Source organism: Brevundimonas sp., assembly GCF_018608325.1.
Taxonomy (GTDB): domain Bacteria; phylum Pseudomonadota; class Alphaproteobacteria; order Caulobacterales; family Caulobacteraceae; genus Brevundimonas.
This window is the reverse complement of the sequence record NZ_JABAZW010000099.1, coordinates 1-24,812: the sequence shown is the minus strand read 5'-3', so window position 1 is coordinate 24,812 and position 24,812 is coordinate 1. Positions and strand designations below refer to the sequence as shown.

The 24,812-nt window shown below is 65.7% G+C and carries 22 protein-coding genes; 15 read left to right on the top strand and 7 right to left on the bottom strand.

Going from position 1 to position 24,812, the window contains the following annotated elements:
- Positions 1–637, top strand: a 637-nt coding sequence (locus tag QZ281_RS09785) for a DUF2332 domain-containing protein (protein WP_292227744.1), incomplete at its 5' end; no start/stop codon positions are given.
- Between the two features lie 16 nt (positions 638–653).
- Here QZ281_RS09785 and QZ281_RS09780 read toward each other — a convergent pair.
- Positions 654–1,193 carry a hypothetical protein gene (locus tag QZ281_RS09780; protein ID WP_292227741.1) on the bottom strand — a complete coding sequence of 180 codons (540 nt, stop codon included), beginning with the start codon at positions 1,191–1,193 and terminating at the stop codon, positions 654–656.
- A 75-nt stretch (positions 1,194–1,268) separates the two neighbouring features.
- Entirely contained in the window at positions 1,269–1,814 is a 546-nt protein-coding gene (locus tag QZ281_RS09775) for a DUF2061 domain-containing protein (RefSeq protein ID WP_292227738.1), read from the bottom strand.
- Between the two features lie 227 nt (positions 1,815–2,041).
- Between QZ281_RS09775 and guaB the strand changes: the two genes are divergently transcribed.
- The 7 genes from guaB to QZ281_RS09740 all read left to right on the top strand — a co-directional run bounded on the left by guaB (position 2,042) and on the right by QZ281_RS09740 (position 9,690).
- The gene (gene guaB / locus QZ281_RS09770) at positions 2,042–3,499 is read left to right on the top strand and encodes an IMP dehydrogenase (protein WP_292227735.1); all 1,458 of its coding nucleotides are present in this window, start codon (positions 2,042–2,044) and stop codon (positions 3,497–3,499) included.
- A gap of 4 nt (positions 3,500–3,503) precedes the next feature.
- Positions 3,504–3,896, top strand: coding sequence for an MAPEG family protein (locus tag QZ281_RS09765; RefSeq protein WP_292227731.1), 393 nt, complete (start codon positions 3,504–3,506; stop codon positions 3,894–3,896).
- Between the two features lie 9 nt (positions 3,897–3,905).
- The gene (locus QZ281_RS09760) at positions 3,906–5,207 is read left to right on the top strand and encodes an RsmB/NOP family class I SAM-dependent RNA methyltransferase (RefSeq protein ID WP_292227728.1); all 1,302 of its coding nucleotides are present in this window, start codon (positions 3,906–3,908) and stop codon (positions 5,205–5,207) included.
- Positions 5,204–5,911, top strand: coding sequence for a 5'-methylthioadenosine/S-adenosylhomocysteine nucleosidase (locus QZ281_RS09755; protein ID WP_292227725.1), 708 nt, complete (start codon positions 5,204–5,206; stop codon positions 5,909–5,911). The genes QZ281_RS09760 and QZ281_RS09755 overlap by 4 nt, the downstream gene beginning before the upstream one ends.
- Entirely contained in the window at positions 5,908–7,470 is a 1,563-nt protein-coding gene (gene guaA / locus QZ281_RS09750) for a glutamine-hydrolyzing GMP synthase (protein ID WP_292227724.1), read from the top strand. The genes QZ281_RS09755 and guaA overlap by 4 nt, the downstream gene beginning before the upstream one ends.
- A 290-nt stretch (positions 7,471–7,760) precedes the next feature.
- Positions 7,761–9,014, top strand: coding sequence for a tyrosine-type recombinase/integrase (locus tag QZ281_RS09745; protein ID WP_035283846.1), 1,254 nt, complete (start codon positions 7,761–7,763; stop codon positions 9,012–9,014).
- 136 nt (positions 9,015–9,150) lie between these two features.
- Entirely contained in the window at positions 9,151–9,690 is a 540-nt protein-coding gene (locus QZ281_RS09740) for a hypothetical protein (protein WP_003167296.1), read from the top strand.
- A gap of 259 nt (positions 9,691–9,949) precedes the next feature.
- Here the strand turns inward: QZ281_RS09740 and QZ281_RS09735 are convergent, their stop codons facing one another.
- Together QZ281_RS09735 and QZ281_RS09730 are read right to left on the bottom strand one after the other, a co-directional pair.
- Positions 9,950–10,231 (bottom strand): AlpA family phage regulatory protein, encoded by a 282-nt coding sequence (locus QZ281_RS09735; protein WP_003167295.1) that lies wholly within the window; start codon positions 10,229–10,231, stop codon positions 9,950–9,952.
- 215 nt (positions 10,232–10,446) lie between these two features.
- Positions 10,447–11,664: a hypothetical protein gene (locus tag QZ281_RS09730; protein ID WP_003167294.1), complete on the bottom strand. Its 1,218-nt coding sequence runs from the start codon at positions 11,662–11,664 to the stop codon at positions 10,447–10,449.
- Positions 11,665–11,835: 171 nt separating this feature from the next.
- On the opposite strand from QZ281_RS09730, the gene QZ281_RS09725 reads away from it, so the two are divergent.
- The 5 genes from QZ281_RS09725 to QZ281_RS09705 all read left to right on the top strand — a co-directional run bounded on the left by QZ281_RS09725 (position 11,836) and on the right by QZ281_RS09705 (position 18,382).
- On the top strand, positions 11,836–12,942 hold the full coding sequence (locus QZ281_RS09725; protein ID WP_292227792.1) for an IS110 family transposase: 1,107 nt from the start codon (positions 11,836–11,838) through the stop codon (positions 12,940–12,942).
- A 512-nt stretch (positions 12,943–13,454) separates the two neighbouring features.
- On the top strand, positions 13,455–15,455 hold the full coding sequence (locus QZ281_RS09720; RefSeq protein ID WP_292227720.1) for a ParB/RepB/Spo0J family partition protein: 2,001 nt from the start codon (positions 13,455–13,457) through the stop codon (positions 15,453–15,455).
- 185 nt (positions 15,456–15,640) lie between these two features.
- On the top strand, positions 15,641–16,552 hold the full coding sequence (locus QZ281_RS09715; RefSeq protein ID WP_292227717.1) for a HEPN domain-containing protein: 912 nt from the start codon (positions 15,641–15,643) through the stop codon (positions 16,550–16,552).
- A 584-nt stretch (positions 16,553–17,136) separates the two neighbouring features.
- Complete coding sequence (locus QZ281_RS09710) at positions 17,137–17,430, top strand: DUF736 domain-containing protein (protein WP_292227714.1); 294 nt, start codon at positions 17,137–17,139, stop codon at positions 17,428–17,430.
- A gap of 61 nt (positions 17,431–17,491) precedes the next feature.
- The gene (locus tag QZ281_RS09705) at positions 17,492–18,382 is read left to right on the top strand and encodes a zincin-like metallopeptidase domain-containing protein (RefSeq protein WP_003170539.1); all 891 of its coding nucleotides are present in this window, start codon (positions 17,492–17,494) and stop codon (positions 18,380–18,382) included.
- Positions 18,383–18,419: 37 nt separating this feature from the next.
- Here QZ281_RS09705 and QZ281_RS09700 read toward each other — a convergent pair whose 3' ends face one another.
- Positions 18,420–20,066 (bottom strand): hypothetical protein, encoded by a 1,647-nt coding sequence (locus QZ281_RS09700; protein WP_003170540.1) that lies wholly within the window; start codon positions 20,064–20,066, stop codon positions 18,420–18,422.
- A 1-nt stretch (position 20,067) separates the two neighbouring features.
- Entirely contained in the window at positions 20,068–20,886 is an 819-nt protein-coding gene (locus tag QZ281_RS09695; RefSeq protein ID WP_003170541.1) for a hypothetical protein, read from the bottom strand.
- A gap of 297 nt (positions 20,887–21,183) precedes the next feature.
- On the opposite strand from QZ281_RS09695, the gene mobC reads away from it, so the two are divergent.
- Both mobC and QZ281_RS09685 read left to right on the top strand, forming a co-directional pair.
- On the top strand, positions 21,184–21,702 hold the full coding sequence (gene mobC, locus QZ281_RS09690) for a plasmid mobilization relaxosome protein MobC (protein WP_292176453.1): 519 nt from the start codon (positions 21,184–21,186) through the stop codon (positions 21,700–21,702).
- Positions 21,702–22,721 (top strand): relaxase/mobilization nuclease domain-containing protein, encoded by a 1,020-nt coding sequence (locus tag QZ281_RS09685; protein WP_292176454.1) that lies wholly within the window; start codon positions 21,702–21,704, stop codon positions 22,719–22,721. Before mobC ends, QZ281_RS09685 begins: the two co-directional genes overlap by 1 nt.
- 257 nt (positions 22,722–22,978) lie before the next feature.
- On the opposite strand, the gene QZ281_RS09680 is transcribed toward QZ281_RS09685, so the two are convergent.
- Positions 22,979–24,812, bottom strand: a 1,834-nt coding sequence (locus QZ281_RS09680; protein WP_292227706.1) for an ATP-dependent helicase, incomplete at its 5' end; no start/stop codon positions are given.

Sequence of the window (24,812 nt, the reverse complement as noted above, 5' to 3'; positions counted from 1 at the left end):
CCCCCTGCCGTTCGCGCTGTATGAGATGGGGGCCAGCGCCGGGCTGAATACGGTTCTGGATCGGTATTCTTTCAGGCTGGGTCAGACGGAGGCGGGGGCTGTGGGTTCGTCCGTGCGGCTGACGCCTGTGTGGACAGGAGCGTCTCCACCCCAGGCCGAGGTGCGGGTGATGCGGCGGGCGGCGGTGGACCGCAATCCGCTGGATGTGCGTGACCCGGCGACGCGTGAACGGCTGAGCGCCTATGTCTGGGCCGATCAGCGCGAAAGGCTGGCGCGACTGGAGGCGGCGCTGGAACTGGCGGCGGCTGATCCGGCGCCGATCACACAGGCTGATGCGGCGGACTGGCTGGAGGCGACGCTGGCGGTCGAGCCTGAGCCGGGCGTGTGCCGGGTGGTGATGCACACCATCGCCTACCAATATTTCCCGCCCGAGGCGCAGGCGCGCATCCGCGAGCATCTGGCCAAGGTCGGCGCGCGGGCGACGCAGGATGCGCCGCTGGCCTGGCTGAGCTTTGAGGCGGCGTCGGGCAGTGTGGACCGCAGGCCCGCGCTGGACCTGACTGTCTGGCCGGGCGGCCAAACCCTGCGGCTAGCGATCAGCCAGCCGCACGGGGCGGATATTGCGTGGGTGGCCTAGATCGGGTCAGGCCCGATCAGTAGGCGTCGCCGGTGCGGCGGTAGAAGCCGTCGATGTCCGAGCCGAGGCCGCAGAGGTGGGCGGCTGCGCCTGCGTCCGTGACGATCACGCCTTCCGGCCCGACACGGACCTGAATGATCGGGGGCTTGGCGCCGATGTCGGCGGCGGTGACGGTGTTCAACTCACCCTCGAACGGCACGACGCGGGCTGCGATGACGTCGTCGTTGTCCTGTGGGCCGATCGCCTGGATTTCACAGTCGGCGGCAGTCGCGGCTCCGTTCGGGACGCCGCCTGCCCGGAAGGCGACGCGCCAGTTCTCACCGGCACGGGTCAGATCCATGCTGGCGCGTGCGGGGCTGGTCCGTTCGAAGACGGCATCGGGAGCCGCAGAGTTCGCACGGGGCGCAGGTGACGCCGGTTGAGCCGCCGCAGGCGGGGAGGCGGCTTCCGGTGCGGTCGGCGCAGTGGCGGCTTCAGCGGACGCGCTCTCGGCGGGGGACTGGCTGCAGGCTGCTGCGGTCAGCAGGACGAGGGCGGCGATCGACAGGTTGCGCATGAAAGTCTCGCTGAATTGAACAGTTTTCAGTTTCAAGCTTCCTGCGCTGATCGTCAAGAGGCGGGCGACAAGGCGTCAGGCTGTTGCGGCCTGTTCGCGGGCGCGGCGGGCCTCGATCCGGGTCCAGATACGGTCGTGCAGGGTGAAGAAGACGGTCTGCACCAGGGGCTCGATCATGCCGATGGCCAGAGCCGTGGTGATGTCGCGTGTCAGGGCATAGGCCACCGTGACCGCCACAGCGAAATGCATGACGCCATAGGTGACGGTCTTCAGCGCTACCTGTTTGAGCGAGCGGGGCAGGGCGTGGCTGTGGCCTCGGTGGGCGTCGTGCGAGCGCTGTTGCTCGGCGGGGGACATGACATCGAGGCGGGCGGTGAAGGCCTCGGTCGCCTCTTCGATGCCGGAGGCCAGACGGCGGCGCTCGACCCGGTGCCAGACACGATCGTGGATCGAATAGGCGATGGTCTGGAAAATCGGCTCAACCACCCCGACCGCCAGGGCCAGGCGCCAATCGCGGGTGATGGCGAAGGCCACCAGGATCGCCACGACCAGATGCATGGCGCCATAGCTGGCGATCTTCAGAGCCAGTTTGCGCGCGGTGTTGAGGATGACGCCGACCATGGCGTTAGAATGGTGTTCTTGCGAATGGGTTGCAAACTGGATTTTTCTATCGACGCGATAGACTGAGGTTCCGGGGGGCGAAAACAGGCACGGTCATGCCTGGACGGGCACGGTTTCAGCAATCTGTCGCCAAGCGTGATCGCGAAAGGTGGAGGATGTGGCCCGCCAGCCCTTGCGGTCGCCCCCCGCAGACCGTTATACGCGGCCCGCAAAACGGAGACTCCCCCATGGAGATACGCGAAGGACTCACCTTCGACGATGTTTTGCTCGAACCCGGTCCGTCCGAGTTCATGCCAGCCGAAGTCGATGTCTCGACCCAGCTGACGCGCGACATCAAACTGAACATCCCGCTGCTGTCGTCCGCCATGGACACGGTGACGGAAAGCCGCCTGGCCATCGCCATGGCCCAGTCCGGCGGTCTGGGCGTTCTGCACCGCAACATGACCATCGAGGAGCAGGCCGATCAGGTCCGCGCCGTCAAACGCTATGAAAGCGGGATGGTGGTCAATCCGGTCACGGTCGGCCCCAAGACGACCCTGGGCGAGGTTCGCCAGATCGTCGCCGCCAAGAAGATCACCGGCTTCCCCGTCGTTGATCCCGACACCGGCAAACTGGTTGGGATGCTGACCCACCGCGACATGCGGTTCGAGAACGACCTGAACGTCACGGCCGCCTCGCTAATGACCACGGGCGACCTGATCACGGTGCGCGAAGGCGCCAGCCGTGAAGAGGCCCGCGAACTGCTGCGCACCCGCAAGATCGAACGCGTCATCGTGGTCGATGAGGATTACCGCGCGGTCGGCCTGATCACCATGAAGGACATCGAGAAGGCCCAGGCCTTCCCGAACGCCGCCAAGGACGAACAGGGCCGCCTGCTGGTCGGCGCCGCATCGACCGTCGGCGACGCCGGTTTCGAACGCGCCATGGCTCTGGCCGAAGCGGGCGCGGACGTGGTGGTGATCGACACCGCCCACGGACACTCCGCCTCGGTGGCGGCGGTGGTCGAGCGCATCAAGCGCGAAAGCAACCGCATCCAGATCATCGCCGGCAATGTCGCCACCTATGACGCGACGCGCGCCCTGATCGACGCAGGCGCCGATGCGGTGAAGGTCGGCATCGGTCCGGGCAGCATCTGCACCACCCGCATCGTCGCAGGCGTGGGCGTGCCGCAGCTGACCGCCGTGATGGACGCCGCCCGCGCAGCCCGCGACAGCGGCGCGCCGGTCATCGCCGACGGCGGCATCAAATACTCGGGCGATCTGGCCAAGGCCATCGCGGCGGGCGCCTCGGTGGCCATGATGGGTTCGATGTTCGCCGGAACCGACGAAAGCCCCGGCGAGGTCTTCCTGTATCAGGGCCGGTCCTACAAGTCGTACCGCGGCATGGGTTCGGTCGGCGCCATGGCGCGCGGATCGGCCGATCGCTACTTCCAGAAGGAAGTCTCGTCCGAGAAGCTGGTGCCGGAAGGCATCGAGGGCCAGACCGCCTACAAGGGGCCGATCGCACCGGTGCTGCACCAGCTGGTCGGGGGGCTTCGCGCCTCGATGGGCTATGTCGGCGGCGCCAATATCGTCGACTTCCAGAACCGCGCCCGCTTCGTGCGCATCACCGGCGCCGGCCTGCGCGAAAGCCACGTCCACGACGTGATGATCACGCGTGAGGCGCCGAACTACAGACAGGGATAAGGCCATGACGACCGAGCTGACCTATCTGGCCCTGACGCTGCTTCTGGCGCTGGTTCAGGTGATGCTGCCCGCAGCGGCGCGGACGGTCGAGTTCGGTTCGAAATGGAATGCGGGCGCACGAGACACGACGCCGGAGGCGAGAAAACCGCTGACGGGTCGCCTCGAGCGCGCGCAGACCAACCTGTATGAAACCCTGCCGCTGTTCATCGGCGCAGTGCTGATCGCCCATGTGATCGGAGCGCACGGCGTTCTGACCGCATGGGGGACGGCCCTCTATTTCTGGGCGCGCGTCGTCTATGTGCCGTTTTACGCGGCAGGCACGCCCTATGTCCGGTCGCTGGTCTGGCTGGTCTCGCTTGCGGGACTGGTGATGGTCATTGCGGCCCTGTTCGTCTGAAAGATCTGAGTGACCCCAGCCGCCCGTCTCGCCGCCGCCGCCTCCATCCTGGACTCCATCGCCCAGGGTCGCCAACCGGCTGAAGCCGTTCTGAAAGCCTGGGGCGGCGCCAATCGCTACGCCGGGTCCAAGGACCGCCGCGCCATCGCCGACCGCGTTTACAAGGTCCTGCGCGCGCGCGGCCGCCTGTCGTGGATCATGGGTGGCCGTGAAGATGGCCGCGCCCTGGTCATCGGCTCGCTGCACGCCATCGACGGCCTTCCGCTGGAAGAGATCGAAGTCCTGCACGCAGGCGACGGCTATGGCCCGCGTCCGCTGTCGAAACAGGAGCGCAGCCGCATCACGGCAGGGCAGGGCGAACTGCCCGGCTGGGTCGCCGCCGGTCTGCCCGAGTTCGTGGTCGAGGATTTCAAGGCCACCTTCGGCGAGCGCTGGGCCGACGAAGCCCACGCCCTGATGGCGCCCCGCGCGCCCATCGACCTGCGCATCAACGGCGCCGCCGCGACGGTGGAAGAGGTCGAGGTCGAACTGCGCGAAGCCGGTCTGAACGTGTCGCGCACGCCCTGGTCCGAGTGGGGTCTGCGCGTGCCGTCCGAGCCGCCGCCCAACATCCAGGCGCTGGAAGGCTTCAAGGCCGGCAAGTTCGAGATTCAGGACGAAGGCAGTCAGGTCGTCTGCTGGCTGGCGGGCGCCGAACCCGGCACGACGGTGGTGGATTACTGCGCGGGCGGCGGCGGCAAGACCCTGGGTCTGGCGCAGGCCATGAGCGGGCAGGGCAAGCTGGTCGCGTCTGACGTCGTGAACAAGCGTCTGGAGAACATCCGCCCCCGTCTGCAACGCGCAGGCGTCGAGGCGGATCTGGTCCTGATTGGTCAGAACGGCGGCGGTCTGGAAGACCTGAACGGTCAGGCCGATCTGGTCTTCGTCGATGCGCCCTGTTCGGGTTCCGGCACCTGGCGTCGCCGCCCCGAGGACGCCTGGCGTCTGACGGCGGAAGAGGTCGAAAAGCTGCACGGCCTGCAGGTCCGTATTCTGGGGCAGGCGGCCAAGTTGGTGAAGCCGGGCGGACGTCTGGTTTATGTGACCTGCTCGATGCTGGCGCGTGAGAACGAGGCCAGCGTGGACGCCTTTGAGGCCGCCAACAGCGAGTTTCGCCCGGTCGCCGTCGCCGAGCTTTTGTCGGCAGGTCAACTGACCGATGCGGCGCGCGCCAAGTTCAACGAACTGACTGAGGGCGCACGTCTGCGTCTGTCGCCCCTGTCCGCCGACACCGACGGCTTCTTCGCCGCCGTTTACGAGCGCACGGCGTGAGGACTGGACGCCAGGAACGATACGGCGACGTCTCGGTCCTGTGCGTCATGGCGGCCCCAGCCGAGTATGGCGAAGACCTGCGCGCCCGCATCCAGCCCCTGATGACCGGCATCGGCCCGGTCGAGGGGGCGGTGGTGCTGAGCACGGCTCTGGCGCGGTTGGAGGCGGCGGACGATCTGCCGGATCTGATCGTGTCGCTGGGGTCGTGCGGATCGCGGGTGCTGGAGCACGCCGTCGTCTATCAGGCCTCATCGGTCGCCTATCGCGACATGGACGCCAGCCCGTTGGGCTTCCCCAAGGGCGTGACGCCTCTGCTGGACCAGCCTGCGGTCCTGCCTCTGCCGTGTCCCATCCCCGGCGTGCCGGTCGCACGTCTGTCGACCGGCGGCAATGTCGTGTCCGGCGCCGCCTATGACGCCATCGACGCCGAGATGGTGGACATGGAGACCTGGGCTCTGGTCCGCGCCGCCCAGACGTTCGGCGTGCCGCTGATCGCCCTTCGCGGCGTATCGGATGGCCGCGCCGAGCTGAAGGCGCTGGAGGACTGGACCTCCACCCTGCATCACGTCGATCAGAATTTGGCCATCGCGCTGGATCGCCTGATCGAGGTGCTTGAGGCCGACGGCCTCGCCGCCCTTGAACTTTCGGCCTTACCCGGCCAAGACCCCGCGCAACTTCCCGCCCCGGATTCGATCACGCCATGACCACGCCGCAAGACCACCAGAAGGTCCTCATCGTCGATTTCGGCAGTCAGGTGACGCAGCTGATCGCGCGCCGTCTGCGCGAGGCCAACGTCTATTGCGAAATCCACCCCTTCCAGAAGGCGGAAGAGGCGCTGGCGGCGATGAACCCGGCGGCCATCATCCTGTCGGGCGGTCCTGAAAGCGTCCATGAGGAGGGCAGCCCCCGCGCGCCGCAGGGCGTGTTCGAGGCGGGCGTGCCGGTTCTGGGCATCTGCTACGGCGAGATGACCATGTGCGAACAACTGGGCGGCAAGGTCGAGGGCGGCCACACCCGCGAGTTCGGTCGCGCCGAGATTACGGTCCAAAAGGCCTCGCCCCTGCTGGCGGACCTGGCCCCGGTCGGTGAGGAAGAAACCGTCTGGATGAGCCACGGGGACAAGATCGTCGCCATTCCGCAGGGCTTTGATGTCGTCGCCTCCTCGGACGGCTCGCCCTATGCGGTGATCGCCGATGAGATCCGTCGCTTCTATGGGGTGCAGTTCCACCCCGAGGTGATGCACACCCCGCGTGGCCACCAGATGCTGAAGAACTTCACCCACGGCATCGCCGGGCTGAAGGGCGACTGGACCATGGCCGCCTATCGCGATGAGAAGATCGCCCAGATCCGCGAACAGGTCGGCGACGCCAAGGTGATCTGCGGCCTGTCGGGCGGCGTGGACTCCTCGGTCGCCGCCGTGCTGATTCATGAGGCCATTGGCGACCAGCTGACCTGTGTGTTTGTGGACACCGGCCTGCTGCGCAAGGATGAGGCGACCCAGGTCACGACCCTGTTCCGCGAGCACTACAACATCCCCCTGATCCACGTGGATGCGTCTGAGGATTTCCTGGGTCAACTGGCCGGGATTTCCGACCCCGAGACCAAGCGCAAGACCATCGGCCGTCTGTTCATCGAGGTGTTCGACCGCGAATCCGCCAAGATCGAAGGCGCCGAATTCCTGGCCCAGGGCACCCTGTACCCCGACGTGATCGAGAGTGTGTCCTCGTCCAGCGGCAAGGCCCACGTCATCAAGAGCCACCACAATGTCGGCGGCCTGCCGGACTATATGAAGCTGAAGCTGGTTGAACCGCTGCGTGAGCTGTTCAAGGACGAGGTCCGCGCTCTGGGCCGCGAACTGGGGCTGACCGACGCCTTCGTGGGCCGCCATCCGTTCCCCGGACCGGGCCTGGCCATCCGCATCCCCGGCGAGATCACGCCCGAGGCCGTCGACACCCTGCAACAGGCCGACGCCATCTATCTGGACGAGATCCGCAAGGCCGGGCTCTACGACAAGATCTGGCAGGCGTTCGCCGTGCTGCTGCCGGTCAAAACGGTTGGCGTCATGGGCGACGCCCGCACCTACGAAAAGGTTCTGGCCCTGCGCGCTGTCAGCTCCACCGACGGCATGACCGCCGACTTCTACCAGTTCCCCTGGGACGTCCTGGCCAAGACGGCGACGCGCATCATCAATGAGGTCCGCGGCGTCAACCGCGTCGTCTACGACGTGACCTCGAAGCCGCCGGGCACGATCGAGTGGGAATAGTCCCGACCCTTCGGTAGCATTCGGTATCGCTTCCGAAACGGCCTCTAAAGGCCTGACAATATTGTGAATTCTGTCGAGACCCTTCGGAGCCATTCGGAGGGTCTTTTTTCGTTTTGTCGGACTGCGCGACGGTACGCGGCTGCATTGATCTGGCAGACTCGGGCTCATACCGTCCTGACATCGGGCCAGGCCCTGACGGTATTCATTTCGAGCAAGTCATTGAGATGAATAGGAAAAAACCGTCTCGGCGCGACCGAATTCGAGGGCCGACGGACAGAGGCGATTATACCGTGCTTACCGACACTGCACTGAAGAATTTGCGTCCGAAAGCAAGGGCTTACAAGAGTACCGACAGGGACGGCATGTACGTCTATGTCTCGACGGGCGGCGCAATCTCATTCCGCTACGACTATCGGTTCAACGGCCGTCGAGAGACCTTGACGCTCGGGCGTTACGGCAGCGCCGGATTGACGCTGGCCCAAGCCCGTGAGCGGCTGATCGAGGTGAAGAAGGCGATCGCGGACGGGGTGTCGCCCGCCGTTGAAAAGCAGCGCGCCAAACGTCGCCTGAAGGAAGCTCACGATTTCGCACAGGTCGCCCAGGGCTGGATGGACCGCGCGCCGATGGCGGACAGCACCCGCGACATGCGCCGGGCGATTTTCAATCGGGACATCCTGCCGAAGTGGAAGAACCGCCTGCTGAGCGAGATCACACCCGACGATCTGCGGGCCCACTGCAAGGCGATTGTGGATCGCGGGGCGCCCGCCACGGCGATCCATGTCCGGGATATCGTCAAACAAATCTACGGCTGGGCCATCCTCCACGGCGAGAAGATCGACAATCCTGCGGATGACGTGGGTCCGGCTTCGATCGCCACCTTCCGGCCGCGCGATCGCTCACTCACCCCAGCCGAAATCCGGATCATGCTGATGCTCCTGGGTGAGGTCGCGACCCTGCCGACCATCAGGCTCGGCTTGAAGTTCATCCTCCTCAGCATGGTTCGGAAGAGCGAACTTCAGGACGGGGTGTGGACCGAGGTGGATTTCGACAATGCGGTCTGGTCGATCCCGGCTGCGCGCATGAAGCGCTCACGCCCTCACAACGTCTACCTCTCCACCCAGATGCTCGACATCCTGGTCGCTCTAAAGACCTGCGCCGGCAACTCGAAATACATCCTGCCGTCGCGCTATGACGCGGATGCGCCGATGTCGCGGGCGACTTTCAACCGCGTCACCAGTGCGATCGCTGAAAGGGCCGGAAAGGGTAACCTTCCGCTCGAGCCCTTCACCGTGCACGACCTGCGGCGGACGGCCTCGACCCTGCTGCACGAGATGGGCTTCAACTCGGACTGGATCGAGAAAGGGCTCGCTCACGAAGAGCGATCTTCGCGAGGCGTCTACAACAAGGCGGAGTTCGAGACCCAGCGCCGCCACATGGCGCAGGAATGGTCGAACGCCGTGGACGCCTGGGAAACGGGCCGCGCCTACACGCCGGTTCTGACCGTGTCAGAGGTCAGCGCACCGCGTTTTGATCCGAAATTTTAAAATGCGTCGGGATGCCAGCAGAAAATGCAGGGACAAGGACATGATCGACGCGCGGGATAAGGCTGCCGCCACCAAGCGCACGGCCGTCCGGCCGGGACTGCGCAGGCGGTCGCCGGACCTGTTGGGACTGTAGGCCATGGCCGGGCCGTATTTTCCGCCGCTGGAGGTCGCGGGGCAGACGCTCGCGTTCGACCATCTGGAGCCCTTCGTGCTGGAGATGGCCACCCAGTCGCGTCCGAACGGCGTGAAGATCGATGTCCGGTTCAGCAACCACTGCTTCAGTGAGACCTTCGACGCCGCCCGGCACGACGAAACTGCGGTGCCGGTCTGGGATAGTCCAAGGCTGCGGGTCTTCTGTCCGATCCGCTACGGGCTGTCGCAGGCGCTCCCGCATATCCTGAAAGGTCTGCCGACCGCGCATGTCTATCAGACCCCGGAGGCGAACTTCCTGCGGATCGGTGTGCGCAACGACGGCGGAGCAGGGGACTACAGGGTCTTCTTTAGGGTCAAGCGCGGCGCCGGCGCCGGCATCGATCTCAAGCTCTTCGTGGAAAGCGCCTACAGCCTTGAACCGGCGCAGGCGCTCGCCATCGCCCACATGAGCAAGGTTCGCTTCGCCGTGCTGATCGACAAGACGCTGAAGGGCGAGAAGCTGAAGTTTCACCGGAAAAGATAAGGGCGCCCGGAGGCGCCCTTATCAGAAGTCACTCGGTAGCCGCTTCCGGGACCGAAATCCCTATCTCGCTCACGCGTGGACCTCCGAAGAGGCGGGTGAGGCTGTTTCAACCGATCTGGCCTCGGGAGGACATATAAGCCCCGGGGGTGAAGAAATCAATTATCGGCCATGGATGCCCCTGTCCCGTCGTCCGGGGCTCAACCATCCCCGGCTGAAGCAAGCTATGACCCGCTCGCCGCTTTCTGAATCTAGGCGCGGCTTACAGGTGCGGTCGGGAGGCGCCCGCCCCGTGGTGGACGGGGCGTGATCGGCGCAGGCGCACATCCGGAGCCTTGGCCGGCGTGACGGGGGTGCGGCGGCGTTTTTCCAGCCAGGTCTGCACCTCCGACAGATCCCAGACCACGCATCGCGGCGTCAGTCGGAAGCGTTTGGGGAATTCTCCGCGCTGCTCCATCTCCCAGATGGTGCTGTCTGCGAGTGGCACCATCTGGCGCAGTTCCGGTTTCTTGATCGTTCGCGGGAGGGAATCTGAGCGGGCCATCTTTCGATCTCCATCGGCTATCCAGTCCGATAGAATCGAACCGAAACGCACCGAAGGCGAAACCCGACAGGATGCGATGTGACGTTTGCGGGACGAACCCGCCCGGACACTTCATCGCCGACCGCCGTAGACGAGGCCGCACCACACGCCGTTTAGGTCGAGGTTCAGCCGCCAAATCGTCGATGTGACGGCGGCAATCGGAACCTGACGGGGGGCTACCTGCCCGGCCTGATCGCACGGACCTTCTGAGCGAGACTGGGCCGGCCTGCCGCCGCTGCGCCGTCGACGAAGGCGTCCAAAAGGTTGGTCTTGCTGAAAACGTCGTCCAGACGCCCCATGGGTCTCCCCGAGACGCCGTATGTGCGCTGGGTCAGCTCGAGATTGGCGTCGTAGTGCTCGCCGTCGTCGCGGTTGCGCCCCAGGTAATACACCGTCTCAAGATCGGCGAGTTCCTCCGATGTCAGAAGGGCGGTCATCGCGGCATTCAGGCTCTGACGCCTTTGCTGATGCGTGGCGATAGCCTCCGGGTCCCGAGGGAAGAATGCCGATCCGAGATCCGCTGTCCGGTCCTTGACGGGGTGAGCCTCTGCCCAAGCCGAAAGCGCCTCGACAGCCTTGTCGTCACTGAGGTGCTTCAGGGAGGTCTCAATCCCGACGAGCGTCGCCAGCGGACGTGAGTTTCGAATGGTCGTCAACGCTTGGCTGAACTTCCGACTCCCGAGACCAAAGCTCTCCATGACCTTTGCCTTGCGGTCGGAAAATTCGGCGTCGCCCCACCCGGAATGGGGCCCCACCATCGCCGCGACCCGCTTGAGATCCTCTCGTGAACACTCGCCGGTGTGTGCGCCGGTCAGGCGCTCCTGCTCGAGCTCCAGCACGCGGATCTTCATCTGACCCAATATCGCTTCCAACGTCTCGATACTGGTCCTGATATGCGGGAGATTGACGACAGCAAAGCCGCCCAGGCTTTTTACGCCGGCACGGTTGCTGGCGTAGCGCAGTTCCTGTCCGTCATCGTCCACGGCCGCTAGGCTCGCCACATAGGGTTCGAGCTGAGCCACCAGATCCACGATCCGCGCGTCTCCGACCTTGGCGTCCCTCAAATGCGTCCACTGGGAGCGGATGTCGTGGTCCGGCTTGTGACGCTCGGCGACCATGCCGGCGTCGTGCAGCCGGTTTATCGCGAACTTCAGGGACAGTTCGATCGCATGTCGGCAGTTGTACAGGATCGGCATGGCGAGAGAGTCCCGACTGCCGAACATCTTCTTGTCGATGACGGCCACAACGAGTTCGCGCGCAGCCTCGATGTAGCCGTCGATATAGGCCTCCTCGCTGCCCTGAACGCCGATACAGGCGTTCCAGAGCCCATCGGGGATCGTCTCGAAGAAGGGGTCGGGGTTTGGAGCAGGTTCGGGCTGGGCGACGTCGGTCATGAAATCCGAATGGGCCAACGTCGGCAGGTCGGCAAGCGCGCCGAATGTCGTATCGCAATCTTCGCTCCATCGAATACGACGATGCCCCTGAAGCGCTAAGTCCGTATGTCCTTTCCCTCGTCCGGCGTGATGCCGGATGCTGCAGCCTTCAGCAGCGTCGAGGAGGAAGGAATGGACACGCTCTTTGTAGGGCTCGATGTTCACAAGCTGAGCATCAGCGTCACCACGGCAGAGGACGGTCGCGATGGCGCCGTTCGGTTCTGTGGCGAGGTCGCCAACACGCCGGAACAGGTTCGCAAGCTGTCGGATCGGCTGTCCCGCCCCGGCAATCGATTGGAGTTCTGCTACGAGGCCGGCGGCTGTGGCTACGGAATCTACCGCCAACTGACGGAGATGGGTCATGGCTGCCTGGTCGCGGCGCCGACGCTGATTGCACGCAAGCCGGGCGATCGCATCAAGACAGACAGGCGGGATTCCCAGATGCTTGCGCTTCAGCACCGCGCCGGCGGTCTGACGGCGGTCTGGGTGCCGGACGAGGTGCATGAGGCGATGCGCGATCTCGTGCGGGCCCGGGGAGATGCCGTCATGGCCCTGATGCGGGCGCGACAGCAGCTTCTGGCGTTTCTCCTGCGCCACGGCCGGACCTACTCGACGGGCAAGACCTGGACCTTGAGGCATCGACGCTGGCTTGCAGGCCAGGCCTTCGACCAGGACGCCCACCGCGTTGTCTTCCAGGATTACGTTGAGGCTGTGTGGTCAGCCCAGGAACGCCGCGATCAGCTCGAAGCCCGGATCTCCGCCTTACTGAAGGGCTGGTCGCTGTCGCCCCTGGTCGAAGCTCTGCGAGCCTTGCGGGGTCTGGACATGATCTCCGCCGTTAGCTTCGTCGCGGCGGTCGGCGATCTCGGCCGCTTCGAGAATCCGCGTCGGTTGATGGCCTATCTCGGCCTTGTCCCTTCGGAGCATTCCAGCGGCGAGCGCATTCGGCGCGGCGGCATCACCAAGACCGGCAACCGCGAGGCGCGGCGCATGCTGGTAGAAGCGGCCTGGAGCTATCGCTACCCGCCACGCGTCTCGACCGGCAAGACCGACATTGTCTCTCGTCAGCCGAAGGTGGTGAGGGACGTCGCGTGGAAGGCTCAGGTGCGGCTCTGTGATCGGTATCGCCGGCTCAGCGCTGGCGGCAAGCGACCGACCGTGGTGATCGCCGCTATCGCACGGGAGCTTTCGGGCTTCATTTGGGCGATCGGTCAGGAGGTGCGGCCAGCGGCGCCATGAGCGCCGAACCCTGGCCCGTCAGGCCGGGGGCGGAGCGGAAGGTCAGGGACATCCTCGAGAGCCCAGTGGGCCGGCCATGAGCCGACGCCCGAACTAAGTCAGAGGCCAGCCCGCGACGAAAAGCGTTCATGCGGTAGCCAACACGCGAATGGAAGACTGATCGACCGTCGCCAGTGCCGCTCCGCCCCCAACCTGACGAACCTCTCAGCCTGCTCATCTCCGCGCCTGCGGCGCGGAGGAGTTTCGCACGTCTGGGCACTTGAAAAAGGACATGGAAGGGCTCCGCCCTCGCGCGGGACAGGGTCCGCGGCTGCGCCGCCGGACCGGCCGGTCTCCCCGACCTTCCGCGCCGGCGATCGTCATCATGGTCATCATCAGGGTCAGGCTTGTGCAGGTCGGGCGATCCCCCTCCGGCCGGTCCGCCCTGGCCCTTGCTACCCCGGTCTCGCCGACGGGCAGGGTTTCAGGCGCGCAGTTCGCGTGCCTGCAACCCATGCCCAAAGGAGGCAGACATGACTGCTCAATCCATCGAAACCGCCGCGACCGAGGCGAATGTGCCGGTGCACGGTGCGGAGGTGATCGTGCCGTTGAACCGGCTCAAGGCCTCGCCGAAGAATGCGAGGAAGACGCCGCACAGCCCGGCGACCATCGAGGCCTTCGCCGCCTCCATCAAGGCCAAGGGGGTGTTGCAGCCGCCCGTGGTCGAGGTTGAGCGGGACGGCGAGGGCGTTCCGACCGGGAACTACCTCGTCACCATCGGTGAGGGGCGCCGTCAGGGGCTTCGCCTACTGGCCAAGCGCAAGGCGATCAAGCGGACCCATCCGGTTCGGGTCATCGTGGACGCCGAGAACGACGCTCATGAGATCAGTCTCGACGAGAACATGACCCGCGAGGCCATGCATCCCGCCGATCAGTTCGAGGCCTTCCAGCGGCTGGCCGTCGAAAAGGGCTACGGCCCCGAGGAGATCGGCGCCCGGTTCGGGGTGTCCGCCCATGTCGTGCGTCAGCGTCTCCGGCTCGGGTCAGCGGCGCCGGAGTTGATGGCGGCCTACCGGGCGGGGACGCTGGCGCTGGATCAGCTGACCGCCTTCTGCGTCAGCGAGGATCAGGACCGGCAGCGGCAGGTGCTGGAGCAGGTCGGTCCGCATACCCCGGCCTACGCCATCCGGCGCGCCATGACCGAGGCCAAGGTGAGCGTCGGCGACCGGCGCGTCCGCTTCGTCGGCGTCGAAACCTATGAGGCCGAAGGCGGCGGAATCCTCCGAGATTTGTTCACCGAGGACGGCGGCGGCTGGCTGGAGGACGTGGTCCTGCTGGATCGGCTGGTCGGTGAAAAGCTGGCCGGGCTGGCCGACGAGGCGCGCGAGCGGGAAGGCTGGAAGTGGGCGGAGCCCGCCCTGGACTATCCGGACGTCTCGGCCTTCGGACGGGTCTATCCGGTGGCCGTCGAACGGTCGGAGGCGGACGCCGCCGAGATCACGGCCCTGTCGGAGGAGTATGACCGGATCGTCTCCGAGGCGGGCGCGGAGGGGCTGTCGCCCGAAGCGGACACGCGGTTGGAGGAGATCGACAAGGCCTTGCAGGCCTTCAGCCCTGACTTCGACTACGCCGTCGAAGCCAAGGCTCGGGCGGGGGTCGTGGTGATGCTCGGCCACGACGGGCTGGCGCGTTTCGAGCGCGGACTGGTCCGCGCCGAGGACGCCGTGGCGCCGCCGGAGGAGGAGGCGGTCGAGGACGACGGTGGCGACGCCGACGCCGAGAGGGGCGGGGGCGCGCCGGAGCCGGAAGAGGTCGGGAGCGCCCTGTCCGACCGGCTGGTCATCGACCTCACGGCCCACAAGACCATGGGGCTGCGCGACGCGGTGCAGGCCGATGTGAGTGCGGCGCTGGCGACCGTGGTCCATGCCTTGGCGCTGCAGGTCTTCTATCCGGGATATGGCCTCTGGACGCCGCTTCAGCTTCGACTGTCCGTCACCGGACTGGAGCGGCTGGCGCCGGGGGTGGATGACGGGCCTGCCGGTCGGCGCGTTCGCGACCGGTGCGAGGCTTGGGGCGCACGACTGCCCGAGCGCGCCGAGGACCTGTGGGGCGTGGTGTTCGGATTGGCTCCATCGGAGCAGTTGGACCTGATGGCCTGCTGCGCCGGGGTCGGCCTCTACGCCGTGCGTGACCCGCACGACCGGCGACCCGGCGCCTTGGCGCAGGCCGAGGCGCTGGCGAGGGTGGTCGGCCTCGACATGACCGGGACGTGGTCGGCGACGGCGGCCAGCTACTTCACGCGGGTGCCGAAGACGCGGGTGCTGGAGGCGGTGACGGAGGCCGTCAACGCGGTGGAGGCGGGCCGGATCGCCGGGTTCAAGAAGGGCGATATGGCCGAGGCGGCGGAACGGCTGGTGGAGGGCAAGGGGTGGTTGCCCCCGGTCCTGCGGACCGTGTCCGATGCGGCGGAGCCGGAGGACGAGAGTGCGTACGAACCGCGCGATGACGACGCCTATGCGTTCGCGGCGGAATAGCCGTCGCTGAGACACTGAAAACTTGCCGCGCGCCCTTTGGGGGCGCGCGGCTTTTTTATGGGCGCCGCCGTGCGGCGGCGGAGACCACCGTTGCGCACGGGACAACGCTCGCTCGATAAGGCGGACAGCTCGAAGACGGCGTATTCAGCCTTGCCGTGTGCGGCCGTATCGCGGAGACTCCCGCCATGAAGAAAAGCCTCGATCATCTGCCGCTGCGCAAACAGGCCGAACTCCGTCAGGTGGTCGAGACCGTGCGCGCGGCGTTCGATGAGGCGATCTCGACGCGCCGCGCCGCGCGGCTCAAAGACGGCAAGATTCTCAAGGTCATCCTCTACGGCAGCTATGCGCGCGGCGACTGGGTGCATGACCCGGTCGGACGCTACTTCTCGGATTTCGACCTGCTGATCGTCGTCGACCATGAAGACCTGACCGACGGCGAATTCTGGCACGAGGCCGAAAACCGCACCATGCCGGTCGGGCCCGACATTCGAACCCCCGTCAGCCTGATCGTCCATTCGCTCGACGACGTGAACGAGCAGCTGGATCGCGGTCGCTATTTCTTCGCCGACATCGTGCGCGAGGGCGTGCAGCTCTACGACACGCCGGGCGCCAAGCTGCACAAGCCGGCGGACCTGAAGGCGCGGGCCGCGCTGGAGGAGGCGGAGCGGCACTATGAGAAGTGGATGTCGAGTTCAGCTGATTTTCAGGCAGGAGCCGGATTCTACATCGAGCGAGGCAGTTCGAACTTGGCAGCGTTCTCGCTGCATCAAGCGTCAGAACATCTCTATCACTGCATTTTGCTGGTCGTGATGCTCTACAGCGGCAAGGCCCACAACCTCGCCTTCCTGCGCAAGAAAGCCGAGGCTATTGACCCTCGCCTCGCCGAAGCCTGGCCCCGCGAGACCAAGTTCGAACGCCGCTGCTTCGAACTCCTGCGCGAGGCCTATGTGAAGGCGCGCTACTCCGAACACTACAAGATCAGCGCCGAGGAATTGGCTTGGCTAACCGAACGGGTTGATGTGCTGCGGGGTCTGGCCATGAAGGTCTGTCAGGAACGGCTCGGCCAACTGCGGGACGAAGCTGAAGGCGACGATTGATCGGCAGTGTGAAAGGCGACTGCTGTCCCGCGAGCGGCTCTTCCAGCTGGTGGGGATGATCAAGGATGGCACCTGCGCCATGCTGACCACGGAGCGGGACATCGCTTCCTGCCACGACCACCCGATCTTGATCAGCGGCCAAGGAGTCTGCGGCGCTGCTCAATCTTCAGCGACCAAAACCCGAACCGTTGCGGGCTCCGCCCGCAGGGAGCCTCGACGTCGAGACGGTCTTCCCGATCACGGCCTGAGCCTGAACGACCGAGGGGGCCGGAGCGACCCGTCGTGTGTCGCCAGCGGTGTCTGAGGTAAGGCGGCGGCCATTGTCTCGCATCCTTTTCGCGCCAGCCGGCGCGGCCTCTCGATGAGGCGGATCTGACCGAAGCCCGGTCGGCTGGCGCAACCGCTTCCGCGACTTTCATCCCCGGCCTGACGGCCTTCCTCGCGAAACAAGAAAGTCTCTCATCGCGGTCCTTCGCTTCGCTGCGGGGGCTCGCTTCGCTCTCCCTGCGCGCCGCCCGAACTTTGGTCTGCCGATCGCCATCGAGGCCGCGGCAGGCGTGGCCCGAAGCAAAGGAGAGACTCACATGGCCACCATCGGCACCTTCACCGCTCAAGGCGACGGCTACACCGGTTCGATCAAGACCCTCCCCCTCAACGTCAAGGCGGCGGTCCTGCGGCCCAACGAGAAGAGCGACGACAAGGCCCCCGACTTCCGGATCTTCGCCGGCCAGACGGAGTTCGGCGCCGCCTGGAAAAAGACGAGCCAGCAGAACCGCGACTACCTCTCGGTCAAGCTCGACGATCCCAGCTTCCCGGCGCCGATCTACGCCTCCCTGGTGGAGGTCGAAGGCGGACACAGCCTGATCTGGTCCCGCTGACCCAAGAGCCGCGGCGGCGCGGCCGCTCCTTCTTCCAACAATCCGTTTCGAGGAGGCCGCCATGAAGCGCCCCGCCGATCCCGCACGCCCGGACATCCACGCCCGGATCACCCAACAGATCATCAGTCAGCTCGAAGCCGGGGTCCGCCCCTGGACCCAGCCCTGGAAGACCAAGACCTCCGTCAGCCGCCCCCTGCGCCATGACGGCACGCCCTACAACGGCATCAATGTCGTCCTGCTCTGGGGCGAGGCGGCAAGCCGCGGCTTCAGCCGGTCGACCTGGATGACCTTCCGCCAGGCGCTGGCCCTCGGCGCCCACGTCCGCAAGGGCGAGCGCGGAGCAACGGTCGTCTACGCCAACCAGATCGTCCGCGACGAGACCGACGACACGGGAGCGGATGTCCAGCAGCGCATCCCCTTCCTGAAGGCCTACACGGTTTTCAACGTCGACCAGATCGAAGGCCTGCCCGATCGCTACGACGAGCCCGAGACGATCGAGATCAATCCGGACGAGCGGATCGCCCGCATCGACGCCTTCTTCGAGCACTGCGGCGCCGAGGTTCGCCACGGCGGAGGCAGCGCCTACTACGCGCCGGGTCCGGACCATGTGCAGATGCCGCCGTTCGAATGCTTCGAGACGGCGGACGCCTACTACAGCACTCTCGGTCACGAGATGACCCACTGGACCCGGCACCCGACCCGTCTTGATCGGGACTTCGGCCGCCAACGCTTCGGGGATGCTGGCTATGCGCGCGAGGAACTCGTCGCCGAACTGGGCGCGGCCTTCCTTTGCGCCGACCTTGGGTTGGCGCATGAATCTCGGGAGGACCACGCGGCCTATATGGGGTCGTGGCTCAAGGTGCTTCGCGACGACAAGCGGTTCATCGTTTCGGCCGCGGCCCACGCTCAGAGAGCGGTCGCCTGGCTGCAGGCCCTGCAGCCTTCGCCCTGAGGGCCTCGGTCAGCATGGCGTCGTTGAGCGGCATGCCTTAGGAGGGCGCCGTCTCGCCCTGGGTGTTCACGTCCGGCGGCGCGATCAGGGCCTTCGTCAGGGCGTCGATCGCCCCAACGACGCTCTCGAGCATGACGCGGCCCTGGACCGTCGCGGGCGTCGCCGCGTCGATGGACAGACGCTCCAGCGCCGAACTCACGTCTGAGCCGAGGTGCGCGTCGGCCAGACGAAGGTCGTAGAGGCCGAACAGAGGACCCATAAGCGCTCTAGCCTGCGGTTCGCCGACACGGCTCGCGGCGAGGCCTTCGAGCGCTTTCAGAGCTTTGACATCGCCCAGTACCTGGCCCCGTGAGACGGCGGCATTGCGAACGGCGGTCACGTCCACCCGCTCGATGAACACCCGCGTGAGATCCTTGGCCAGCGCCAGGAGGCCGTCCGGTTCGGCAGCCCGGAACCGATGCGATCGCGTCAGGAGGGTTTCGACCGATGCATGTGGTCGCAGGAGAGGCGGCCCGAAGGCTTCCCGGAACGTATCGTCGAGGGACCGTATGACGGCGGGCAAGGCGTGTTCGGGGGCGATGGTGTCGGCGGGGTCCACCATCATCTGCGCTTGGAAGAGTTCCGCCGAGACTGGACCATCGACGGCGACGCTGTGGGCGGCCCAGATGCGTTGCTCCCAAGTCTGGAGGCGACCGACGTCCTTGGCGAAGACATTGATCAGCCCCTTGGCGTTGACGCCGAAATGCAGCGGGGCCTCGGCAGCGCCGAGCACGCCCGTCTCGGCGCTGGCCCAGCGCAGCCTGCTGCCGCGGTGGCGCAGCAGATGGCTGGCCAGACTCGGCTCGAAATACAGCCAGTCGATACCTCGCTGCAGCCGGTCAGGCGGCACGCGGTCGCCTCGCGGGCCGGACGCGAAAGCGATGGGATGGGGGTCAGGATCGCCGCGGACGCGCGGGCTGAAGTCTCCGGGCTCGAACCATTCGGTCCGCCAGAGGGCGCCGGCGACCCGGGACCCCTCGCCGGGCACACCTAGGTTGCGCTGAGTCGCGATCCGGCCTTCGTGCGTGTCGCGGCCCTTCTCCAGAGCGAAGCCTTCTTCAGGCCAGGAGAAGGTCGGGGCCGACGGCGTCACCACGATCCGCTCATGGTAGCTGGAGAGGTAGAGTTTCATGCTACGGGCTGCGAGGTAGTCGGCCAGAAACTCGGCCCGGATTTCAAGGCGAACCGGACGGTCATCCTCTCTGATCAGGCGGATGACCTCGACCCATCCTTCTTCCGGCCGGAACCAGGTGTCTCCGTCTCGGGACAGACGGAGGGCCAGCACCACGTCCGGATGAAGGTGCCAGACCCCGTCGGCCGCGCCCTCCAGGTCCTGGTCGATGACCAAGTTAATCCCGAGCGGCTCCTCGAACCGGTTGTCCTGGTAGATGTCGGCTGGATGATAGCCGTCGGTCCAGACGTGAGCCCTGTGCGGCTGCAGGTTGAGATCGCTCCAATCCAGACGGCCGGCATTCTCGGTTTGACCTGCATAGACAGCCAGCGTGGCCACGCCCGTAAAAAGGCTCGCGGAGATCAGATCCGCCGGCGTGTCGAGATCGACGTCGCTGTTCTCACGCAAGGGGATCCAGGTCCGACTCGCGCTGGCCGGGACATCGGCCATCTCGAAATAGGTCTGGTTCAGCATGTCAATTCTCCGCCCCTCGCGCCTGCCTCGTCTCGAACGCCGTGATGGCCTTTGTCTGCTCGGTAATGAGAGCCTGAAAGGCTTCGAACGCAGCGTAGCAATGGCTGCACTCCACATCGAGCAGGTCCGCGACCTTGTTCAGATCGAGGGCAGGCGTGCCGCCGATCCCGTACTCGACCCTGCCGGTTTCGGCGTCGGTGCGCCGCGTGACCGTATTGCTCAGTCCCAGGAGGAGGCGGGGCGAGAAGCGATGATTGTAGGCGTTGCGGAAGTCGTGCGTCTGGACCTTGAACCGGCTGCCTGCGATCGGTTCGACCTTGAGCTTGAACCGCCGGTAGGTCCTCCAGCCTTTGCCGAACGGTTCGACATCGTTGAGATATAGGTTCTTCGTCGGAAACTCGTCTTTCCAGTTCCTCAGGTCCTTGGACATGTTCGCTTGGTGGGACAGGTTGGCGGCCGCAACCGCAAACCTGGATTTGATCGCGTAGGGCGCGGACAACGCCGCGATGCCGAGGATGCCGATGAACTCGTGCGCGACCTCCATCTTGGCGTCGTCGCCCATGGGCTCGACGACCGCGGCCCAGGCGCGCAATCGGCTCACGTGGTGGGTAAGGTCATTGATGATGTTCGCCAGATCCGTGGCGTAGTCCTCAAGCATGCTGGAGTAGACCATCCACATGCCGCTGATGGGGTTGGGCAGCGTCCACCAGCGATAGGGCATGAAGCGCTTTTCGACATCTGAAGCGTCCAGCGCGGAACGGTAGTCGGCATAGACCGCAGCGAGACGGGCGGACCTCTCGAGGCTAAAATCGTCGGCCATCAAGACCTCCCGTTCCGGCGCTGTCGTCAATCGACAGTGCCACCAATTAACCGTGGCCAAGCGGCGGCTGATCAGCGCGCGTCACGAGACTAGAGGCGATCGTTCGATCTTCACAACGCATCGTCAGTCGACGACGCGCCGCCCTTGGCTGGGGCGCCCTTCAGGGCGGCGGGCGAGCGGCCGGCTTCGGTCGCCGAGGGGAGGGCGGTCAGCACCGAAGGTCTACGGGGCGAAGGTGGTGACGGTCTAGGGCAGGATAGGCTTTGCGCCGGCATTGTCAGACACATCACCTCGCCCATGGACCGCCTCACCGTACGCCTACCAACTGATCTGATCCGGCGCTTCGACGCTGCGGCGGCCGGGCTAGGCGGTCGGTCGCGTTTGCTGCGAAGGCTTATCGAGGGCGCTGCACAGGCCGCCCTTCCGGAGCTCGTCGCACCGTCCCTGGATCGGCTCGACGCTAAGCTGTCTCTTCGTCTGACCTCTGACGACATGGCGCTGCTGGAGCTCGAGGCGGCTCGCACGGGCCTCTCCCGCACCCAATGGATTGTCGCCTTGATCCGACGGCGACTTCATGAGCGGCCTCAGCTTTCGCCGTCCGAAGCCATCGCCTTCATAGGCATCCAGCGCGAGTTGCGGCGCATTGGCGTCAACGTGAACCAGATCGCCAGGGCGGTGAACACCGCCGTCCTCGAGGGCAAGGTGCTCGATCTGGAAGTTGCTCAACTCGCCGATTTCGCAATCGAGATCCGCGCTCATCTCGGCGGGGTCCACGACGCCTTCAGGGGCAACCTACACTACTGGTCGGACCGCTGATGGCGGACTTCGTCCAGGTTCGTGGGTTCGAGGAAACGGTGCGCCCACCGGTCCGGCAAAAGCGCGCGCGCCTGACCGATCCGCCAGGGCAGATCGCACGGTCCCGCCCCGACATGGCCCCCCGCGCGCGGCTCGATCGGATCGCCCGACGCGTGCCGGAGGTGATGGTCAAGATCACGGGGCGGACCCGCGACGGCGGTCACCTCCAAAACCATCTCGCCTATATCGGACGGAGCGGAAAACTTCCGCTTGAGGGGCCGGGCGGCGAGCGGCTTCAGTCCCGGGCCGAGGTCGGGAGGCTCGTCGGAGATTGGATGGCGGAGGTAGAGGCGGATCCACGTCGCCGCAAGGATAGCGCTGTCACCCTGTCCATTGTGCTCAGCATGCCGCCGGGCACGGACCCGTTCCGCATGCACGATGCGTCGCGGGCCTTCGCCGGCCAGACGTTCGGCGACAGCCATCCCTATGTTTTCGCCTTCCACACCGATGAGCGACATCCCCATGTCCATCTGACGGTTCGGACCCTTGGCCACGACGGACACAAGCTCAACCCGCGCAAGGCCGATCTCGAACAGTGGCGGCAGGCCTTTGCGGCCGCTCTGCGGGATCGCGGGGTTGAGGCTGAGGCGACGCCGAGGCGGACGCGAGGCGTCGTGCTCAAGGCGGAGCAGGGGGTTCTCCGGAGAATTCGGTGTCGCTTCAGCCAGGGCAAGGGCGAACCACCCAATGTCGACGTGGCGGCTGTGCGGGTGGCGCTCGACAAAGCGAGAAAGACGCCGTGGGCCGAGGCGGGTCGCGCGCGACAGGCGGATGTCCGCCGCTATTTCGCTGCCCAGGCCTTGGCCTTGTCCCGTTCGGACCGAAGCGAGGATCGTGAGTTGGGTGCGGCGCTCGCGGCGTTCGTGAAAGACATGCCGTCCGTCCGGACGCGAGGCGAGGAGATTTCCGCGAAGATCGACCTCCGTCGGCAGCTTGAGGAGGACAGCGAGCGGCTCGCTGAACGATCGAGACAGCGCTGACGGAGAATTCGGCGTTCCCGGGCAGCAAACGCAAGGTGGATCTTGGCCGCATCTCCTCCGAACAAAGGAGCATCAGCAAGCGCTTGATGATTTCCGCACTGGCGCGACCATCGCTGAACCACTGCGGTAGTTGAGAAGGTCTGCTCTAATATGTCGGAGTTGACTGAGATTGGTGGGCCAGCTGTACCGGAACTGACGCATAGGCACCTTGGCTCGTCCGTTCGCAACGGTCAGGCTCCAGCGGCCGCAGCATCGGATTATACCGCAATCTCGGGCACACCGGCGGCCGTGAGGAGCTGATAGAGTTCAGCCACATTGTTTCGGTTTCCGCGTTGTTGGCAGAAGGCGAAGATGGCGCGCTGCTTCGCCCTTGAGAGGGCGACGAAAAACGCAGCGACTCCTTCGGAGTCGCCGGGGGTGTGAGACCACCAAGCCCGGTCATCGAGGCCGACGAAGATGATGGTGTCGTATTCCAGCCCCTTGCTCTTATGGACGGTCATCATCGGGATCTGATTGAGCCCCTCGAAAGCGTCAAGGCACGACGTCCAGTCCGGCACGCCGTCGGCGCAACGGAAGAAGTGGATGTAGAACGCTTCGAGGATGATCTGGAGCTGGTCGCCGACGCCATATTCGGCAAAGGTTCGGGCGATCGTATCTAGGTCCAGATAGTCAAAAACTCTCGCGGCGAAGTCGGCGGCGCTTTGCTCCGACGGAGGCGTGGCGGCCATGTCGGCGCGCAGCGCGGCGAGGAAGGCGGTCAGGTCTGTCTCGACCTTTGCCGCGCGCACGTCATCGTCTTGCCCGACGGCGCGGAGCGCCAGAAGGGACGATGAGACCAGCTGCCAGGCGGCCGGCGCGCGGCGGGACGCGCCAAGCCGGAAGATCGCGATCGCAAGACGGCTCAACTCGTCCGAGAGCAGATCCTGGAGCGAGGTTTTCCCGAGAGTATGGCTCTCGTTGCGAATCCGGAGACCCTGAGCGGCGAAGGCTCCAGCTAAGTCCTGCTCATAGTCATCGGACCTCTGCTTCACGAGTAGGGCGTAGTCGCGCGGCGCCCGGCTGCGCGCGGCCATGTCGTTGGCGATCCATTGCGCCAGGTGGGCGGCTTCGGCCGCCTTGGTCTGGCTGGACCAGACCTGCGCCACGTCGCCATCGACCTGGCGCGCGGTCTGGGCGACCGTTTGAGCGGTGTTCGGGTCGAGGGCGCGGGCGACGACGTGCTGGATGGCGACGAGGTCTGGCGAGGAACGGAAGTTGAAGAGGAGGGGGAAGCGGGCACCGCCGAAATCCGCCTGCAGCCGCTGAAAGGCATCTTGGCGCGCGCCGGCGAAGACCATGATCCGCTGCTTGTCATCACCGACGCCGGTGATGATGGTCTGTCCGCCCGAGAACGCCGAATGCAGGAAGTCGTATTGCGCGTAGGTCGTGTCTTGGAATTCGTCGACGAAGACGAAGGGGTAGGTGGCCACGAGCGCCCGGCGGATGTGGGGATTGGCGCGAATTAAAAGCTCGGCGAGGCGGTTGAGGCCCACGAAGGTCAGGGCGGACGGCTGCCCTGGCCGCAGCTGCGTCGCCCACCAGCGTGCGATAGTGAACTCGGCGGCGTTCTGGGGCGCGATAGGCCCCGTCGGCAGGCGGTAGCCGCCGACGATCTTGGGTTCAAAGTCGCTCGCGCTGTAGCCGGCGATCTCGGCCTGCCATTGCGGCGGCGCGCTGAGCCGGGCAAGCGTGAGGAAGCCTTCGATCGCCCTAGGTTTGGGAAAGGCGATCTCGTAAGGTCGGGTCGGGCGCCAATCGGCAGGGATGGCGTTGAGAAAGCGATCGACCAAGCTCTTGGTAAAGGCGTCAAAGGTGACGGAGACGAACCGGTAGGCGAATCCCGGAGGGCATCGTTTGCGGACGCGAGCGGCGAGATTGTTAGCGGCATCGCTTTTGAACGAAATCGCCAGCACGCGGTGCGGCGCCCGGCATAGTCCCGTCTCAAGGAGATAGTCGGCGCGCTGGGCTAGGAATTCAGTCTTGCCGGCGCCGGGACCTGCGACCACGCACGCCGATCCGGCGTGGCGCAGGGCGTTCCACGCTGCCGATTCG

Excerpts from the sequence above, each read along its gene's own strand:
- QZ281_RS09780 (WP_292227741.1), bottom strand. The coding sequence starts at position 1,193 with ATGCGCAACCTGTCGATCGCCGCCCTCGTCCTGCTGACCGCAGCAGCC.
- QZ281_RS09775 (WP_292227738.1), bottom strand. The coding sequence starts at position 1,814 with ATGGTCGGCGTCATCCTCAACACCGCGCGCAAACTGGCTCTGAAGATC.
- guaB (WP_292227735.1), top strand. The coding sequence starts at position 2,042 with ATGGAGATACGCGAAGGACTCACCTTCGACGATGTTTTGCTCGAACCC.
- QZ281_RS09765 (WP_292227731.1), top strand. The coding sequence starts at position 3,504 with ATGACGACCGAGCTGACCTATCTGGCCCTGACGCTGCTTCTGGCGCTG.
- guaA (WP_292227724.1), top strand. The coding sequence starts at position 5,908 with ATGACCACGCCGCAAGACCACCAGAAGGTCCTCATCGTCGATTTCGGC.
- QZ281_RS09740 (WP_003167296.1), top strand. The coding sequence starts at position 9,151 with ATGGCCGGGCCGTATTTTCCGCCGCTGGAGGTCGCGGGGCAGACGCTC.
- QZ281_RS09735 (WP_003167295.1), bottom strand. The coding sequence starts at position 10,231 with ATGGCCCGCTCAGATTCCCTCCCGCGAACGATCAAGAAACCGGAACTG.
- QZ281_RS09730 (WP_003167294.1), bottom strand. The coding sequence starts at position 11,664 with ATGACCGACGTCGCCCAGCCCGAACCTGCTCCAAACCCCGACCCCTTC.
- QZ281_RS09725 (WP_292227792.1), top strand. The coding sequence starts at position 11,836 with ATGGACACGCTCTTTGTAGGGCTCGATGTTCACAAGCTGAGCATCAGC.
- QZ281_RS09720 (WP_292227720.1), top strand. The coding sequence starts at position 13,455 with ATGACTGCTCAATCCATCGAAACCGCCGCGACCGAGGCGAATGTGCCG.
- QZ281_RS09715 (WP_292227717.1), top strand. The coding sequence starts at position 15,641 with ATGAAGAAAAGCCTCGATCATCTGCCGCTGCGCAAACAGGCCGAACTC.
- QZ281_RS09710 (WP_292227714.1), top strand. The coding sequence starts at position 17,137 with ATGGCCACCATCGGCACCTTCACCGCTCAAGGCGACGGCTACACCGGT.
- QZ281_RS09705 (WP_003170539.1), top strand. The coding sequence starts at position 17,492 with ATGAAGCGCCCCGCCGATCCCGCACGCCCGGACATCCACGCCCGGATC.
- QZ281_RS09700 (WP_003170540.1), bottom strand. The coding sequence starts at position 20,066 with ATGCTGAACCAGACCTATTTCGAGATGGCCGATGTCCCGGCCAGCGCG.
- QZ281_RS09695 (WP_003170541.1), bottom strand. The coding sequence starts at position 20,886 with ATGGCCGACGATTTTAGCCTCGAGAGGTCCGCCCGTCTCGCTGCGGTC.
- mobC (WP_292176453.1), top strand. The coding sequence starts at position 21,184 with ATGGACCGCCTCACCGTACGCCTACCAACTGATCTGATCCGGCGCTTC.
- QZ281_RS09685 (WP_292176454.1), top strand. The coding sequence starts at position 21,702 with ATGGCGGACTTCGTCCAGGTTCGTGGGTTCGAGGAAACGGTGCGCCCA.